Source organism: Kocuria coralli, from assembly GCF_008831305.1.
Lineage (GTDB): Bacteria > Actinomycetota > Actinomycetes > Actinomycetales > Micrococcaceae > Kocuria > Kocuria coralli.
In genome coordinates, this window is the sequence record NZ_ML708613.1 from 21,853 (window position 1) to 38,261 (window position 16,409).

Below are 16,409 nucleotides of genomic sequence, written 5' to 3' on the forward strand. Positions count from 1 at the left end.
CTATCGGGCAGAAACCGGGGGTAGGAGCGCCTGGGATACCGGTAGATGTGCCCCTTGTCGTCCCCGAGGGCCCGAGGCGGCCTGCCAGCCGCTCACGGCTTGTCCACTCCGACCGACCCCGGATCGGGTACCGGTCGGTTGCCTGTCAGCCGTAGGTGTCCCGGGGGCCGCGTCCGCGCACGGTGCGCCGGCCCCGCTTCCAGCTGGGTGCCACAGGGCCGTGGATCTCCAGGCGGGTGACGATCCCGGTGCCCAGCTTCGTCTCGATCCGCTTGAGGATCTGGGACTCGAGCATCCGCAGGTTGGTGGCCTGCGCCGTGGAGGAGCACCGGACCTTCAGCACGGTGTCCTCGAAGGCCTCGGGCACGCAGTTCTCGGCGATGTAGGGGCCCACGATCTCCGGCCACATGTTCATGACCGATCCCACGGCCACGGGGGTGCGCCAGCCGCGGCCCGAGACGAAGCGCTGCATCACCGACCCCACCCCCTGGGGATCACGCGGCGAGGCGCCGGCCCCGCTGAAACCGCCGAGCTGGCGGGGATCCGTCTGCTCGTCGCGTTTGCGCACCGGGGTGGCGGAGGGCGAGTCCATGGCGGCCCCGAAATTGCGCAGGTTCGCCTTGGCGGCCGCACCGTAGAGCCGGCCCTCACCCCGGGACTCGGCGGCGAAACGCACCCGGGTCAGGGCAGCGGCGGCGGCATCGACCTCGTCGGCGATGTGGACCACGTTGACCGGCTCGTCCCGCTCGTCGCCGTGCTCACTCATGGCCGGCCTCCGCAGGAGCACCGGTCTGCGAGGAGGCCCCCGTGGAGACGGCCTCGCCCGGCGCGACCCGGACGACCGTGATCGCCGAGCGGCCCTCGCGCAGCACCTGCGGGACGTCGTCGTCGACCGCGGCGGTCACCAGAACCTGCTCGGCGCTGAGCACGGCATGAGCCAGCCGGTCCCGGCGCCGGGCGTCCAGCTCCGCGAAGACGTCGTCCAGGATCAGCACCGGGGACGCCCCCTCGCTGCGATCGTCGTCGAGGTGGACGTACCAGGACCCCAGCCGCAGGGCGAGCGCATAGGACCACATCTCGCCGTGCGAGGCGTATCCGCGCGCCGGAAGCTCCCCCAGGCTCAGCTCGAGCTCATCCCGGTGCGGGCCCACGAGCGATACGCCGCGTTCGACCTCCTGAGCCTGCTTCCGCTCGCAGGCCTCCAGGATCAGCTGCCGCAGATCCGCCACGGAGAAGTGCTCCAGCTGGGCGATCCGGCCGTCGGCGGCCTCGGGCAGCACGGAGGACCGGTAGCTCAGGGACGGCAGTCTCGGTCCGTCGGCCAGCTGGGCGTAGGCCCGGTGCACCTCGGGCTCGAGCGCCTTGATGAGCTGGATCCTGGCGTGCAGCAGCTGAGCGCCCGCCGTCGCCAGCTGCTCGTCCCACACCGCGAGCGTGGCCGTATGGGCCTCGGTGATCCGTCCGCTGGTGCGCGCCGACCGCAGCAGGGCGTTGCGCTGCCTGACGGTCTTCTCGTAGTCCGCGCGGACGCCTGCCAGGACGGGCCGCATCGAGGTGGCCAACTCGTCCAGGAAGGCCCGCCGGCTGGAGGGATCGCCCTTGATGAGGGTCAGATCCTCCGGTGAGAACAGCACCGTGTGCACGGTCCCCAGGGCTTGCCGTGCCCGGGTGGGGGAGCCCCTGTTGATCCGCACCGTGTTGCTCTTGCCCGTCTCCAGGACGAACTCGAGGGTGGTCCGATGGCCGGCACGGCGCACCCCGGCCCGGATCACGGCCCGCTCGGCACCGGCCCGGATCATCGGCGCCGTGGAGGAGACCCGGTGCGAGCCCAGGGTGGCGGTGAAGTCCACAGCCTCCACGATGTTGGTCTTGCCCACCCCGTTGGGGCCCAGGAACACCGTGATCCCGGGGGTCAGCGCCAGATCGAGGGACCGGTACGTCCGGAAGTCCATGAGCGAGAGGCTCTCAAGGTGCATAGCGCCTCCCGGTGGGCAGGGTCGTTCCGGCGATCCGATCCCGTCGACCCGCCCTCGTGGTCATCAGGAGTTCGGCAGGCGCACGGGCATCAGCAGGTAGCGGTAATCGTCCTTGTCATCCCCGTCGGATTCTTCCTGCGCCGAGAGTACGGCGGGCTTGGGCGGAGCGGTGAAGGAGAAGCGGACGTAGTCGGAGGAGAACGCGTGCAGCCCCTCGGAGAGGTAGGTGGGGTTGAAGGCCACGGTGATGTCATCGCCCTGCAGGTTCGCCTCGATGATCTCGGAGGCCTGGGCGTCCTCGCCGGTGCCGGCGTCCAGGGAGACCTTGCCCTCTGTGAAGGCCAGCCGCACGGGCGTATTGCGCTCTGCGACCAGGGACACGCGCCGGACCGCCTCGACCAGCTCCGCGGTCCTGACCGATGCCGTGATCGGGGTGGACTCGGGGAACAAGGACCGGATCTTGGGGTATTCGCCGTCGATCAGCAACGACGTCGTGCGGCGCCCGCCCGACTCGAAACCCACCAGCTCCGCGGACTCCGAGAGGGCGATGTTCAGATCGCCGGCCGGCCCGAGGGTCTTGGCGATGTCGTTGAGGGTCTTGGCCTTGACCAGCGCGGAGGTCTGCATCGAGGAGGTCCCCGGCCGCCAGGTCAGCTCCCGCATGGCCAGCCGGTAGCGGTCGGTGGCCAGCAGGGTCATCCGCTCGCCGTCGATCTCCACGCGCACGCCGGTGAGGATCGGCAGGGTGTCGTCCTTGGAGGCCGCGATATTGACCTGAGCCACGGCCTGGGCGAACTCGGTGCCGTCGACCACGCCGGAGACATCGGGCAGGCCGGGGAGCTCGGGGTACTCCTCGACGGGCATGGCTGCCAGGTTGAACCGGGAGGAACGGCAGGTCAGCGTCAGCTTGCCTTCCTCGGCGACGACGTCGACCCGCGCTGAAGGCAGGGACCGGCAGATGTCGGCCAGGAGGCGGCCGGAGACCAGGGTGGTTCCCTCTTCCTCGATGTCGGCGTCGATGGACACCCTGGACGAGATCTCGTAGTCGAAGCCCGCCAGGGAGACCTGGTCGCCTTCCGCCTTCAGGAGCAGACCCGAGAGCACCGGTACCGGAGGGCGGGGGGACAACGACCGAGCGGTCCAGGTCACGGCTTCGGCCAGGACGTCGCGTTCCACGGAGAACTTCACGGGGTGGCAGCCTTTCGTTTGCAGATGCCATGCGCCCTATGCCCGCGCGCACAACGACAGCATGCTATCGGCGCTCGTGGCTCTAATCCATCCAGCAGTCCTCTTCCTGTGCGTCAAGGATCCCTGGAACCTGTAATTACACCTCGGCTCGGGCAGCGCCCCCAGGCGCTGCGGATTCGTGTAATTACACGTGCCCGGCGGACGAGTCGCAGACGTTGCTTGGCCAAGAAGAAGGTAGGTAGGAGTGTTAATAACCCCTGTGGAAGATGTGGAAAACCGCCTGCCGAGGCGTCGTTACCGTGTTCGTCCTGTGGGTTTCCTGTGGTTCTGGGTCCACCGGGCTGCCGCCTCCTTGTGAAAGCACATCCCTGTGATTCCGGGCCTCTCCACATCGAGTCCACCTCCGCCGTGGAGTTCTCCACGGGGCATGATCACTTCTCCACAGAGTTATCCACAGCTGGTGATTTCGTGCCGTGCACAGGGCCTCCACAGGCCGCCGATTCTTGTGATTACAGAAGTCTGCGCCCAGGCGGCACGGGGGTCAGGGTTGTGGAAAACCCCATGGGCCACCCGTCCGGGTGCCTCATGGGGTCTCGTCTGAAGCGGCGAATCTGAAGGGGCGAATCCCGAGCGGCGAAGACGCCGATCGACGCAGCTCGCCACCAGGGGCGAGAGGGGAATGCCGGATCAGCCGGTGCGCTGCTGCTGCTTGATCCGGTTGGTCAGCTCGGTGACCTGGTTGAAGATCTGCCGGCGCTCGGCCATCAGGGTGCGGATCTTCCGGTCGGCGTGCATGACGGTGGTGTGGTCGCGGCCGCCCAGTTCCTGGCCGATCTTCGGCAGGGACATGTCCGTGAGCTCCCGCAGCAGGTACATGGCGATCTGCCGGGCGGTGACCAGGGTGCGGGTGCGGGACTTGGACTTCAGTTCGTCCAGGGAGATGTCGAAGTACGCCGCGGTCTGCCCGAGGATCGTGGCAGCGGTGATCTCGCCGCCGTCGTCGTCGGTGATCAGGTCCTTGAGCACCAGCTCGGCCAGGGGCAGGTCGACCTCCTGCTGGTTCAGGGAGGCGAAGGCCGTGACGCGGATCAGGGCGCCTTCGAGCTCGCGGATATTGGTGGAGATATGCGAGGCGATGTACTCGAGGACCTCCGGAGAGGCCTTCATCCCGTCCGCATCGGCCTTCTTGCGCAGAATCGCGATGCGGGTCTCCAGCTCCGGCGGCTGCACGTCCGTGATCAGGCCCCACTCGAAGCGCGACCGCATCCGGTTGGCGAAGCCCGTGAGCTGCTTGGGCGGCATGTCGGAGGTGATCACGATCTGCTTCTCGTGATTGTGCAGGGAGTTGAAGGTGTGGAAGAACTCCTCCTGCGTGTGCTCCTTGCCGGCCAGGAACTGGATGTCGTCGATCAGCAGCATGTCCACGTTGCGGTAGATCTCCTTGAAGGAGGAGCCCTCGTCGTCGCGGATGGAGTTGATGAAGTCGTTGGTGAACTCCTCCGAGTTCACGTAGCGCACGCGCATGCCGGGGTACAGCCGCTTGCCGTAGTGGCCGATCGCGTGCAGCAGATGGGTCTTGCCCAGTCCCGAATCACCGTAGATGAACAGGGGGTTGTAGGCCTTGGCCGGGGTCTCCGCCACCGCGAAGGCCGCGGCGTGGGCGAAGCGGTTCGACTGCCCGATCACGAAGGACTCGAAGATGTACTTGGGGTTCAGCCGGGCCGAGGAGTTCCATTCGGCGGTCTCCGCCGTGGCGGTGCCATGGTCCTCGACGGGCGGTTCAGGCGCCGGCCGTTCGACGGGCGGGGTCGGCTTCGTATCCAGGATCTGCGCGGCGGACGAGGCCGCCGCCGGCTTGGGCAAGGAGCCGCCGCGGGCACGGCCGCCTGCGGAGTCCGCGGGACCCTGGTAGTCATCGGCCGGAGGCTGCGCGTCCCTCCGTGGCGGAGCGGCCGAATGGCCGCGCTCGGCCTCGAGCTCCTCGAGGGGAGGCAGGGTGGAGGCCGGCTCGGGGGCCTCCACGACCTTGCCCAGATCGGTGTCCACCACTACCGCGATCAGGGTGTCCGCTCCGAAGGTCCTGGTGACCGCCCTGTTCACGGCCGTGGCGATGGTCGACTGGAAGACCTCGCGGGTGAGCTCGTTGGGGACGGCCATCAGCAAGGTGGTGCCCATCAGCCCGCGGGGCTGGGCCAGGCCGAGAAAGCCGCGGTGACGAGGGCTGATGTCCGGATCCGCGTTCAGAGCGTCCAGGCACTGCGCCCACTGCGCGTCGAGCGCCTGGTTTTGCTGAAGACTCACTGTTACGGGCTCCGGGAATCTCTCGTCGTGGTCACCGGACGTGCCGGCCGGGGCGGGAGCCCCCGATTTTCCACAGAGTTGTTCACAGCGGTGGATATCGCGTGGGGGGCGGAACGCGAACGTCAGCCTAGAACACGTTTTGCGGGTGCTCATAGTGTCATTCCGCGGCCAGAAGGAACTACAGTTCTGTAGTTACACGTGTGCTCCCGCGCCGTCGCTGGGAAGCAGGCGATCGGAGTTATCCACAAGATTTTTTCCAGACCGTGCACACCTGTGGGCAACTGGTTGAACATCTGGACACTGTTCGGCGATCAGACCCTCAGCAGTTGACCGGATCCTTCGTGCTGCCTAGACTTGGTCAGTCTTGTGTCTGTATTGCACCCGCACCTCGTGTTCCGCGGTAGCCCAGGACACATCCCATTGACCACCGCAAAGGTGGACCGGCTCATCGCCTGAGCGGGTCGCCGCGCGCCCGTATGTGGCTGCGTGCCCCGAGCATCCGGATGCGCCGATCCGCCCTTCCTTCTCCGGGAGAAACACATGAGCAAGCGTACTTTTCAGCCGAACAACCGCCGCCGCGCCAAGAAGCACGGCTTCCGCGCCCGCATGCGCACCCGCGCCGGCCGCGCCATCCTCTCGGCCCGCCGTTCCAAGGGCCGCGCTTCCCTCTCGGCCTGAGATCTTTCGCGCACCCGCATCCTTGAGGTCCTCAGGCCCCAGCCGCCTGAGGACCTCGAGGTGCGGTGTTCGACCACAACCCATGAGGGGTGAGCGCGTGCTTCCTTCACAGCACAGGATGCGCACGTCCACGCTCTTCGCAGCGACCACACGTTCCGGGACCCGTCAGGGCCGCCGGAACGTTGTCGTATACGTCCGGCCCACCGCTGCGGACCAGCCGGTCCGGGCGGGTTTCGTCGTGTCCAAGGCCGTCGGCAACGCCGTGACGCGCAACCGCGTCAAGCGCCGCCTGCGCGCCCTGGTGGAGAGCACCGTCCGGACCCACCCCTCCGGCTGCGACGTCGTGGTGCGGGCCCTCCCGCCGGCGGCCCTGGCCACGTTCGACCAGCTCGGCCGCGATTGGAACTCCGCCTGGAAGAAGGCTCTGTCCAAGGCCGGGGCGGAGCAGGATCCATCGTCAGGGCGAGCATCATGAGCCACGCCCTTCATGAGGATCACCCGGCTGCCGGGGCGGAGCAGGGCTCCTCACAGGAACTGTTCGACGAGGCGCCTTCGGAATTCGTGCATGCCAGCAGCGCCTTCCAGGTGCTCTGGCTCCTTCCCCAGAACCTGCTGATCGCCGGCCTCAAGGTCTACCGGGCGCTGATCTCCCCGCTCTACGGCGATGTCTGCAAGCATTTTCCGACCTGCTCGGCCTACGGCCTGGAGTCGGTCACCCGGCACGGGGCGGTCCGGGGCCTGGGCCTGACGGTCCGGCGTCTTCTGCGCTGCCACCCTTGGGCGGCCGGTGGGATCGACAGAGTTCCCGACGGCGGACGGCGGTTCGAATCCGTCGCCGACCTGCCGAGAATCCTGTTGCTCAACCACCCCACCCCCGAGGACCGAGCCCGACTGCTGTCCTCATTCGCCCCGACCGCGATCCCCGGTTCCGCGCGCGACGCGCACCGGGAGAGCCCGCTCAAGCCCAGGTCCTCACCGGGCATGACGGACGCGGCGTAAGGAGATAGACCCGTGAACTTTTTCGATCTGATCCTCTGGCCCTTCAAATGGGCCGTTTCCGCGGTGCTGTGGGTCTTCCACTCGCTGTTCACCGCCGTCGGCCTGGATCCGGCCAGCGGCTGGACCTGGGTGCTGGCCATCGTGGGCCTGACCCTGGTGATGCGTACCCTGACCATCCCGCTGTTCATGAAGCAGATCCGCTCCATGCGCGGTATGCAGGTCATCCAGCCGGAGATGGCCAAGCTGCAGGCCAAGTACAAGGGCAAGACCGACCAGGTCTCCCGCCAGGCCATGGCGCAGGAGCAGATGGCTCTGTACAAGGAGCACAACGTCAACCCGTTGGCCTCCTGCCTGCCGATCCTGGCGCAGATGCCGATCTTCTTCGGCCTGTTCCAAGTGCTCAACGGCGTGGTGCGTGCCGCGGAGAACAACGAAGGCATCTTGGTGCTCAGCCCCGAGATGATCCATCAGTTCAACGACGGCACCCTGTTCGGCGCCCCGCTGTTCTCGACCCTGCGCAACCCGGGCGACGGCAACCACGCCGCCACCATCACCATCGCCGTCATCCTGGTCATCGCCATGACGGTGACCATGTTCATCTCCCAGAAGCAGCTGGCGGCCAAGAACGTCTCGGAGGCGACCAAGCAGTCGCCCATGTACCGCCAGCAGCAGATGATCATCTACATCTTCCCGATCATCTTCGCCGTCACCGGCATCAACTTCCCGATCGGCGTGCTGATCTACTGGACCGTGTCCAACCTGTGGTCCATGGGCCAGCAGTACTGGATGATCCGCCGCAACCCCACCCCGGGCTCGCAGGCCGAGCGCGAGCTCAACGAGCGCCGCGCCGCCAAGGGTCTGCCCCCCGTCGGCAAGTCCAAGGAGGAGCACGAGGCCGAGATCGAGGAGGCCCGTGCCAAGGCCGCTGCCGGACAGCGCCAGCAGCCCATGAGCAAGAAACGCCAGAAGGCGCAGGCCAAGAAGGACCAGGGTCAGCAGAGCCAGGAGGCCGAGGAGCAGCCTGCCGAGCAGGACCAGGACGCTCAGGATCAGGGCACCCAGGACCAGGACGGCCAGCAGCCGGACGGTCAGGCCGATCCGAAGCCCCCGCAACAGCAGGGGAGCACGCAGAAGAAGGCGAGCCGTAAGCAGGGCAGCTCGTCGAAATCCTCCGCGATCAAGAAGAAGTAGCCGTCACGGCCCGCCGGCCAGGAACCGGGGCGGGCCGGCTGCTTGTCCCGCACTCTTCTCCCGTCCCTCTCCCGGTCGCCGTCGCTGCCGGAGGGCGACCGTATCCACAGGCTTGTAAGGAGCTTCCATGAGCAACCAGGCGAACGAGAACATCGAGGAGGCTGTCGAGGTCGAGGACCTCCAGCCCGGCGAGCAGGTCGACGCCGCCGCTGTGGCGGCCGGCGTCGAGGTCCCGGCCGACGAGACCTCTGACGACGAGACCTCTGAAGCCGGCACGGACGGCTCCGAGATCTCCGATTCTGAGACGGACAGTTCCGCGGAGGCCGGCGACGACGGGGATCCCCTCGTCGACGAAGGCGAGGTGGCCGCCGACTACCTCGAGGAGCTGCTGGACCTGGCGGATCTGGACGGCGATATCGACATCGAGGTCCGCAACGGGCGCACCTACCTCTCCGTCCTGAACGAGGAGACCTCCTCCGAGGACCTGGAGCTGCTGGTCGGCAAGGACGGGGAGGTGCTGGACTCCTTGCAGGAGCTGGTGCGCCTGGCTGTGCTGGCCAGCACGGACCATCGCAGCCGGCTGGTGCTGGACATCGCCGGGCATCGTGAGCGACGTGCCGGCGCCCTGCGTGAGATGGCGCTGAAGGCCATGGAGGAAGCGCGTTCGACCGGGGAAGCCGTCCACCTGGATCCGCTGTCCCCGTACGAGCGGAAGATCGTGCACGACGTCGTCGCCGAGGGCGGGCTGCACTCGGAGTCCGAGGGTGAAGGCTCCGGCCGCCATATCGTGGTCTCCGTCGAGGGCTGAGGCCTCGTGGGAGCTCATGGGCAGACCGAGCGTCCCGCGCCCGAGCCGCAACAGCCTCCGGTGCTGGAGGGGGCTCTCCTCGAGGCCGCGCAGACGGTCTTCGGGTCCCGGCTGGGTGCTGCGGAGCAGTACGTCGCGCACCTGGCCTCGTCGGGAATCGTCCGCGGCCTGATCGGGCCCCGGGAGGTCCCCCGGCTGTGGGAGCGCCACGTGCTCAACTGCGCGGTGGTGGAGTCCCTCATCCCCGATGGAGCGCGTGTCGGCGACGTCGGCTCGGGTGCGGGCCTGCCGGGGCTGTGCCTCGCGCTGGCCCGCCCCGACATCTCCGTCACCCTGATCGAGCCCCTGGAGCGGCGGGTCACATGGCTCCACGAAGTCGTCGCGGACCTCGGGCTGAGCAACGTCAGGATCCTGCGGATGCGCGGTGAGCAGGCCAAGGAGGAGGCGGGCGAACTCGATGTCGTCACGGCCCGAGCGGTCTCGGCCCTCACGGGCCTCGTGGACATCACCCTCCCCCTGCTCGATGGCAGTGGCCAATTACTGGCCCTGAAGGGCCGGAACGTGCAGGCCGAGCTCGACAAGGCCGGGAAGAAGCTCAAGCGGTGGAAGGTGCAGGACGCCGAGGTGCTCACCGTGGGACAGGATCTCCTGGAGGAGCCGACCACCGTGGTCAGGCTCAGTCTCTGAACCCACGCCCCTGCAGGCGGCAGCACTGCCAGCGGGTAGGGTGGATCCCGGTCAGAACTGGTTCAATCGACCTGGTCGCGACATGGATCACCGACTACCGATGGAGGCTTATCGATGCCGCTGCACGACGTCCCCGGGGCTCACGACATCGGAATGCCGCCTGATCCCGCCGGTTCACCGGAACGGATCGTCCCGGATCGTGCCAGGATGACCGTGCCCGAATCGAACACCACCATGGAAGCAGTGCAGCGAAGTGCGGGGGACGGCCCGCTCGGGAGGAAGCTCGTGGAAGAGAACCAGCGACGGCAGCGTCTGCGTCAGATGCACGTGGCCAGCCCGCAGAGCACTCGCATCTTCACCATCAGTAATCAGAAGGGCGGCGTGGGCAAGACCAGCACGTCGGTCAACATCGCCGTGGCCTTGGCCAAACACGGGCAGAACGTGCTGGTGATCGACAACGATCCCCAGGGCAATGCCTCCACCGCGCTGGGTGTCCCCCACAGCTCGGAAGTCGACAGCGTCTACGACGTCCTGGTGGATGAGATGCCGTTGAAAGATGTGGTGGTTCCTTCAACTGAAAGCGAACGATTGTTCGTTGCTCCGGCCACGATCGATCTGGCCGGTGCCGAGATCGAGCTGGTCTCCATGGTCGCCCGTGAACAGCGCCTGTCTCGCGCCATCGCGCAGTACCAGGAGGATCGTGAGGAATCGGGCCTGGAGCGCCTGGACTACATCTTCATCGATTGCCCGCCGAGCCTGGGTCTGCTGACCATCAATGCCTTTGTGGCAGCGACCGAGGTACTGATCCCCATTCAGTGCGAGTACTACGCCCTGGAGGGTCTGAGCCAGCTGCTCAACAACATCCAGATGATCCAGAAGCACCTGAATCCGGTACTGCAGGTCTCCACGATCATGTTGACGATGTACGACGGCCGTACCAACCTGGCCTCCCAGGTCGCGGAGGAAGTCCGCACGCACTTCCCCGACCAAGTACTGGAGACCATGATCCCCCGCTCGGTGCGGATCTCGGAGGCTCCGAGCTATCAGCAGTCGGTCATCAACTACGACCCTCAGTCAACCGGTGCGCTGGCCTACCTTGAGGCAGCGGCGGAGATCGCTTCCCGGACCGAGGTAGTGTCCTAGCCGCTCGTCCCTCTTGGATCGCCCTGTGTTTCACGTGAAACCCAGGGCGATCTTTTTTATGCCAGCCCAACGGCAAGGGCTTGGTGCGAATGATCGTCGCGTACGGGCGGGGAGATGGCTCCGGCAATGACTTGCCGCCATGACGATTCTTGAGGGGATTGAAGGAAGCGGCTGTCAGACTTCGCCGTGCTTGTGTAGCAGGCAGGCAGCAACTACTGACGTTTCACGTGAAACATCGAGGATCCGGAGTGCATCAAGTGCCTCATCTGGTTCCGGAACGTAAAGCATCCCGCCCAGACAAGAGCCATCGGCCTTCTGACAGGAGGATCCTGAGTGGCCTGGCTCGATGCGATGCATTCTGACCAAGAGGGTTCGATGGACCCTTCGGGTCGGTCATACCCAGCCAGTCTGAACCCAGCCGTCGAGTCAACGAGCACCCATATCGGCGGCTAGCTCCCCACGCAGGGGTGTAATGAGGCGGAGACATTCGGATGGCCAGGCTGATATTTCACGTGAAACGCGTGTAGTGATAGCCCACGGGTCACGAAGTAGAACCGTCACCTGGGGAGTCTCAGGAGAACCGAGGCGAAAGTGAAGCCGTTTCACGTGAAACGGAGAAAACATACGCGCGTGGAAGTAGACTTGGCCAAGTTGCCGAGATGAGGAGTGTGTCGAATGGCGGAGCGGCGTAGAGGGCTTGGACGAGGACTTGGAGCTTTGATTCCCAGCGGACCGGCCCCCGATGTCGAGTCAAGTCAAAATGAGAAGCGTGACGCCGAAGCGGTCAATTCGGACCGCAACGTTTCACGTGAAACATCGTTGACGACCTCGGAAGATCGGGTCGACCAATCCAAGACGTCGGGAAAATCGCCCTCGGAACCGACGGAAACTATCCAAGAGGAAAAATCGTCCTCTGGTGCCAAGTCATCCAAAGGCAGTGGCTCCTCCAGCGCCAAGAAGAAGAGCGGCGGCTCCAAGAAGAGCAAGGACGGCGTAGGCAAGACCAACACAACGGTCAAGCCCGATGTGAAGGAACCCGGTGATCAGCAGTCTGGCACCGACGGTTCTTCCACCGTTGTTTCACGTGAAACGCCCAAGGCGCGTAAGCGCACCATTTCTGCTGAAGCCAGGCAAAAGGCGATGAAGGCGCGGATGGATTTGGGTGTCAGCGCTCGCTCGTCGTCCGTGCATCGCCCATCGGACATGTTCTTCACACCCACCCCCTCGGCTGACGAAGCCGAGGAGGCGAGTTCACCCCAGCAGTCCAGTGTGAATTCAAAGGACGTGGACAAGGCAGACACCGCTGTTGTTTCACGTGAAACGGTGGAGAAGCCAGCCGCTACGGAGCCCCAGGAAGTTCCCGAGGTTCATCATGAACCCTCCGTTAGTTCGCAGCAGGAAGAGAAAGAAGTCGACAAGACTGAGGAGGCCGCTCCCGAATCATCGAATGATGCGGTACAAACCGCATCCGATCACAAGAAGGGCATCGATGCTGCATCTCCAGAGGCCCGCCCGTCGGATGATGAGCATGCGGACCCTGCTGAATTGAGTGCCGTGCCCGGCGCCAGGCTCCTGGAGCTGGATGTTCATGACATTCACCCCAACCGGAAGCAGCCCCGTCAGGTCTTCGATGAAGATGAACTGGCAGAACTGGCCTATTCGATCGGTGAGCTCGGAGTTCTCCAGCCTGTGGTCGTCCGCCGGTCACGTGAAGCGGACGGGCCAGATTATGAGCTGGTGATGGGTGAGCGTCGCTGGCGCGCCACGCAGCGTGCCGGACTGGAGGTCATCCCGGCCATCGTGCGGGACACGGGTGATGATGACCTCTTGCGCGATGCCCTGCTGGAGAACCTGCACAGGTCGCAGCTGAACCCCTTGGAGGAAGCGGCGGCCTATCAGCAGCTGATGGAGGAGTTCGGGGCCTCGCAGGAGGAGCTGTCCCGTCGCATCGGGCGTTCGCGTCCCCAGATCAGCAATACTCTCCGGCTGCTTCGGCTCCCCGCACTGGTGCAGCGCAGGGTCGCCGCCGGGGTTCTCTCCGCCGGGCATGCGCGGGCGCTCCTGGGATTGGAGGATCCCGCGGAGATGGAGCGTCTTGCGCAGCGTATCGTCGCGGAAGGCCTGTCCGTGCGGGCCACCGAGGAGGCGGTAACCGTCTCGAAGAGCCGGAAGCCCACCGTGCGACGCAGCGCGGCCACTCAGGAACGGCATCGTGAGCGGCTGGACTACATCGCGGATGCCTTCTCGGACAAGCTGGATACGAGTGTCAAGATCAACCTGGGGGCGAGGAAGGGGCGGATGACTATCGAGTTCGCTTCCGTCGACGACCTGAACCGGATCATCACCGTCCTGGACCCGCAGGGGCTTCCCGAGAGCCAGGGGTGAGATCGCCCGGGGAATAGGAAGAACAACGGCCCGTACGCCATATGGCGTACGGGCCGTTTCACGTGAAACAGGTCAGCCGGCGTGCGGACGACGTGCGATTTCTCGTGCCACGTCGATGGCGCTCATGGTGCCGGTGGGCATGTCCTCGGAGGTCTGCAGGTACATCCGCTGCAAGCCGACAACGATCGCATTGGCGAGATGAGAGCGGAACTCGGGGTCTTCCAGGTGCGCCAACTCTGACTGGTTGGAGATATATCCGACATCGATGGACAGGGTCGGGGCGCTGTTGAGGCGCAAGACGCCCCACTGCCGACCGTGGGTACCGAGATCCAGGGAGCCCGTGCGGGCGACGATCTCGCGCAGCGTCAGCGTAGCGGCGCGCTGGCCGATGGGCGAGAGAGTGACGCTGGAGGTGTCGTCACCCCAATAGAAGACCGCGACGCCGTGCGCCGACGGTGAGTGGTTCCAGTCGCAGTCGACGACGACCACGATCGACTCCCTGGACCCTGCCACCGCATCGGCGATGGAGGGATGCACGTCGATCAGGGTCCCGTGCCGGTCCTTGACCGGACGGGTCGCGACCAGGAGAGGCGTAGCACCCACTTCGCGCAGGAGCTCATGGGTGCGGACGGCGATGTCGGTGGTGATGGCTTCAGCTACCGATGAGTAATCATGGGGTGCGCCACCAGGGATGACCGGATTGTCGGTGAATACGGCCGGTACCAGGACCACTTTCTGCGAACGGATGGCGTCAGTGGCCTGTTCGAGGCGGTGGTAGTCCCGGAGGGAGAAGGCCTTGGCATCGGAGATCTTCTTATTCACCCTGGCCAGAGCAGCGATCGTCTGCGTATTGACCACTCCCGTGGGCTCGAGTCCGAGACTCTGCTGCAGTTCCACGACGGCGTAGTGGGTCTTCTGGTCGAAGACTCCCGTGAGGTGACCGTAGTAGAGGCCCAGCAGGGAGAGATTGTTCTGGAGGCGTTCGACGTCGTCGCCGCGCAGGGGCCCATCGGGATCCCAGTACAGCCGGCGGTCACCCAGGACGTACTGGGCCTCGTTGAGGCGCCGCTCGGTCTCCGGACCGACGACCCCGTCGACCAGGAGACCGTGATTCTGCTGGAACTCCAGGACCGCGGCCTCGACGGCGTCGTCGAAGAGTGTCGGACTTCCGGCGTCACGGGGGTCTAGACGCAGATTGACGGTTCCAGCGCGCACGAGCCGTTCGCGCAGTCCTACAACCCGGCGGTCATTGGTGCCGCGTTGCATGGGCTGGGTGATGTCTTCGGACATAGGGAGTGATGCCTCGTGTCGAACAAGCTGGGGGCGTGGGACAAGGGAGAAAGCGTCAGGCGGGAAGAAGAAGGTCAGGGAGTAGATACTCTACTCCCCTCCAAAAACTAAGCATCCTGATTAATGAGGGCGTCCGGCAATGGGACACCCCGGCCCGAAACGTCGAACGGGACCGGGGTTCCACAGGTTACTGGATGATCAGGGACGAAGTCGGGGCTCCGGGGCGGGGCCCTGAACACCCGCAACCGAGCACAGCTCACTGAGCGCCCAGGTACGGGGCGAACTCCTTCTCCAGGGCCGACTTGGGCTTGGCGCCGATGCTCTGCTTCTGCACTTCGCCGTCGTTGAACAGGTACACGGCCGGGATGGAGGTGATGCCGTACTTGGCGGCGATCTCCTGGTTGTCGTCCACGTTGACCTTGACCACCTTGACGGATCCGGCGTGCTCGCTGGCGATGGCGTCGAGCACGGGACCGACCATGCGGCAGGGGCCGCACCACTCGGCCCAGAAGTCCACGATGACAGGCTTGTCGGCCTGCAGGACCTCGGTCTCGAACTCGGAGGTATTGACATCGATTGCGTTGCTCATGGTGTTCCTTTCGGCGGTGCTACGTCTGGGTTCAGGCTTTGACAGTGGCCAGGTAGTGCTCGACGTCGATGGCTGCCACGCAGCCCGAACCGGCGGCGGTGACGGCCTGGCGGTAGGTGGAGTCCAGCACGTCCCCGGCGGCGAAGACCCCGGGGAGGGAGGTACGGGAGGAGCGGGCGTCCACCGCGACCGTACCTTCTGCGGTGATCTCCACCTGATCCTTGAAGAGGTGGGTCCGCGGGTCCGAGCCGATGGCCACGAACAACCCGGTGACCGGCAGGGCGCCGACCTCGCCCGTCACCGTGTCCTCGAGGCTCAGCTCCTCGACCTTGGCCTCGCCCGAGATCCCGATGACCCGCTTGTTCCACAGGATCTCGATCTTGGGATCGTCGAAGGCGCGCTTCTGCATGATCTCCGAGGCACGGAACTCGTCGCGGCGGTGGATCAGCGTCACCTTGTCGGCGAACTTGGTCAGGAACGTGGCTTCCTCGATGGCCGAGTCGCCTCCGCCCACCACGGCGATGTTCTGGCCCTTGAAGAAGAAACCGTCGCAGGTGGCGCACCAGGACACGCCGTGGCCGGAGAGACGCTTCTCGTCCTCGAGCCCCAGCTCCCGGTATGCCGAACCCGTGGCCAGGATGACGGTCCGGGCCCGAAGGACCTCCCCGCCTTCCACGGTGATCTCCTTGATCGGGCCTTCCAGCTCGAGCTTGATGGCATCCTCGTAGCGGACATCGGCGCCGAAACGCTCGGCCTGCGCCTGCATGGTGGCCATCAGCTCGGGGCCCATGATCCCGTCGGTGAAACCGGGGTAGTTCTCCACGTCGGTGGTGTTCATCAGGTCCCCGCCGGCGGTCACGGAGCCGGCCAGGACGATCGGGTTGAGGTCCGCCCGGGCGGTGTAGATCGCGGCGGTGTATCCAGCGGGGCCCGAGCCGACGATGACGACGTCGTGCACCGCGGTATCGCCGGTCTCCGCCGGTCGCTGCCCGTGATCGGGCCGGCCGGGAGGAGTGGCGCCGAGGTCGAGGCTCAGGGCCGGGGTGAAGTCGGGGCTCACGTGTATAGGCCTTCTTCCGTGCTCATCCGGGATGTTCGGATGTCTGGTCGTATCCGGCGCGCCGTGTTCGGGTAGCGCATGCCATCTTGCCGCGCCGGCCCCGGTATGGCCAGG

At 65.8% G+C, this 16,409-nt stretch carries 14 protein-coding genes and 1 pseudogene; 8 read left to right on the plus strand and 7 right to left on the minus strand.

The window, feature by feature from the left end; translation table 11 throughout:
* Window positions 1-145 precede the first annotated feature (145 nt).
* The 4 genes from FCK90_RS04410 to dnaA all read right to left on the minus strand — a co-directional run bounded on the left by FCK90_RS04410 (window position 146) and on the right by dnaA (window position 5,465).
* On the minus strand, window positions 146-766 hold the full coding sequence (locus FCK90_RS04410; protein ID WP_158033097.1) for a DciA family protein: 621 nt from the start codon (window positions 764-766) through the stop codon (window positions 146-148).
* A complete protein-coding gene (recF, locus tag FCK90_RS04415; RefSeq protein ID WP_158033098.1) occupies window positions 759-1,976 on the minus strand; it encodes a DNA replication/repair protein RecF in 1,218 nt (405 codons plus the stop codon). Before recF ends, FCK90_RS04410 begins: the two co-directional genes overlap by 8 nt.
* Window positions 1,977-2,039: 63 nt before the next feature.
* Window positions 2,040-3,164 carry a DNA polymerase III subunit beta gene (dnaN, locus tag FCK90_RS04420; protein ID WP_158033099.1) on the minus strand — a complete coding sequence of 375 codons (1,125 nt, stop codon included), beginning with the start codon at window positions 3,162-3,164 and terminating at the stop codon, window positions 2,040-2,042.
* Between the two features lie 687 nt (window positions 3,165-3,851).
* A complete protein-coding gene (gene dnaA / locus FCK90_RS04425; protein ID WP_220433274.1) occupies window positions 3,852-5,465 on the minus strand; it encodes a chromosomal replication initiator protein DnaA in 1,614 nt (537 codons plus the stop codon).
* Window positions 5,466-6,005: 540 nt separating this feature from the next.
* Here dnaA and rpmH point away from each other — a divergent pair.
* From rpmH to FCK90_RS04465, 8 genes and pseudogenes are all read left to right on the plus strand, one after another.
* Complete coding sequence (rpmH, locus tag FCK90_RS04430; RefSeq protein ID WP_123824324.1) at window positions 6,006-6,143, plus strand: 50S ribosomal protein L34; 138 nt, start codon at window positions 6,006-6,008, stop codon at window positions 6,141-6,143.
* Window positions 6,144-6,240: 97 nt separating this feature from the next.
* Entirely contained in the window at window positions 6,241-6,618 is a 378-nt protein-coding gene (gene rnpA, locus FCK90_RS04435; RefSeq protein ID WP_158033101.1) for a ribonuclease P protein component, read from the plus strand.
* Window positions 6,615-7,142, plus strand: coding sequence for a membrane protein insertion efficiency factor YidD (gene yidD, locus FCK90_RS04440; protein ID WP_158033102.1), 528 nt, complete (start codon window positions 6,615-6,617; stop codon window positions 7,140-7,142). The genes rnpA and yidD overlap by 4 nt, the downstream gene beginning before the upstream one ends.
* Window positions 7,143-7,154: 12 nt before the next feature.
* Window positions 7,155-8,138 (plus strand): annotated as a pseudogene (gene yidC, locus FCK90_RS04445) (membrane protein insertase YidC); the annotation flags it as partial.
* Window positions 8,139-8,460: 322 nt separating this feature from the next.
* Window positions 8,461-9,141, plus strand: coding sequence for a Jag family protein (locus FCK90_RS04450; RefSeq protein WP_158033104.1), 681 nt, complete (start codon window positions 8,461-8,463; stop codon window positions 9,139-9,141).
* A 60-nt stretch (window positions 9,142-9,201) separates the two neighbouring features.
* A complete protein-coding gene (gene rsmG, locus FCK90_RS04455; RefSeq protein WP_158033105.1) occupies window positions 9,202-9,828 on the plus strand; it encodes a 16S rRNA (guanine(527)-N(7))-methyltransferase RsmG in 627 nt (208 codons plus the stop codon).
* A gap of 234 nt (window positions 9,829-10,062) precedes the next feature.
* Entirely contained in the window at window positions 10,063-10,971 is a 909-nt protein-coding gene (locus tag FCK90_RS04460; protein ID WP_158033249.1) for a ParA family protein, read from the plus strand.
* A gap of 1,140 nt (window positions 10,972-12,111) precedes the next feature.
* Window positions 12,112-13,356, plus strand: coding sequence for a ParB/RepB/Spo0J family partition protein (locus tag FCK90_RS04465; protein WP_158033250.1), 1,245 nt, complete (start codon window positions 12,112-12,114; stop codon window positions 13,354-13,356).
* Between the two features lie 72 nt (window positions 13,357-13,428).
* Here FCK90_RS04465 and FCK90_RS04470 read toward each other — a convergent pair whose 3' ends face one another.
* From FCK90_RS04470 to trxB, 3 genes are all read right to left on the minus strand, one after another.
* The gene (locus tag FCK90_RS04470; protein ID WP_158033106.1) at window positions 13,429-14,646 is read right to left on the minus strand and encodes a peptidoglycan-binding protein; all 1,218 of its coding nucleotides are present in this window, start codon (window positions 14,644-14,646) and stop codon (window positions 13,429-13,431) included.
* 256 nt (window positions 14,647-14,902) lie between these two features.
* The gene (gene trxA / locus FCK90_RS04475) at window positions 14,903-15,235 is read right to left on the minus strand and encodes a thioredoxin (protein WP_158033107.1); all 333 of its coding nucleotides are present in this window, start codon (window positions 15,233-15,235) and stop codon (window positions 14,903-14,905) included.
* A 31-nt stretch (window positions 15,236-15,266) separates the two neighbouring features.
* Window positions 15,267-16,295, minus strand: a complete 1,029-nt coding sequence (gene trxB, locus FCK90_RS04480; RefSeq protein ID WP_158033108.1) for a thioredoxin-disulfide reductase — start codon at window positions 16,293-16,295, stop codon at window positions 15,267-15,269.
* Window positions 16,296-16,409 lie beyond the last annotated feature (114 nt).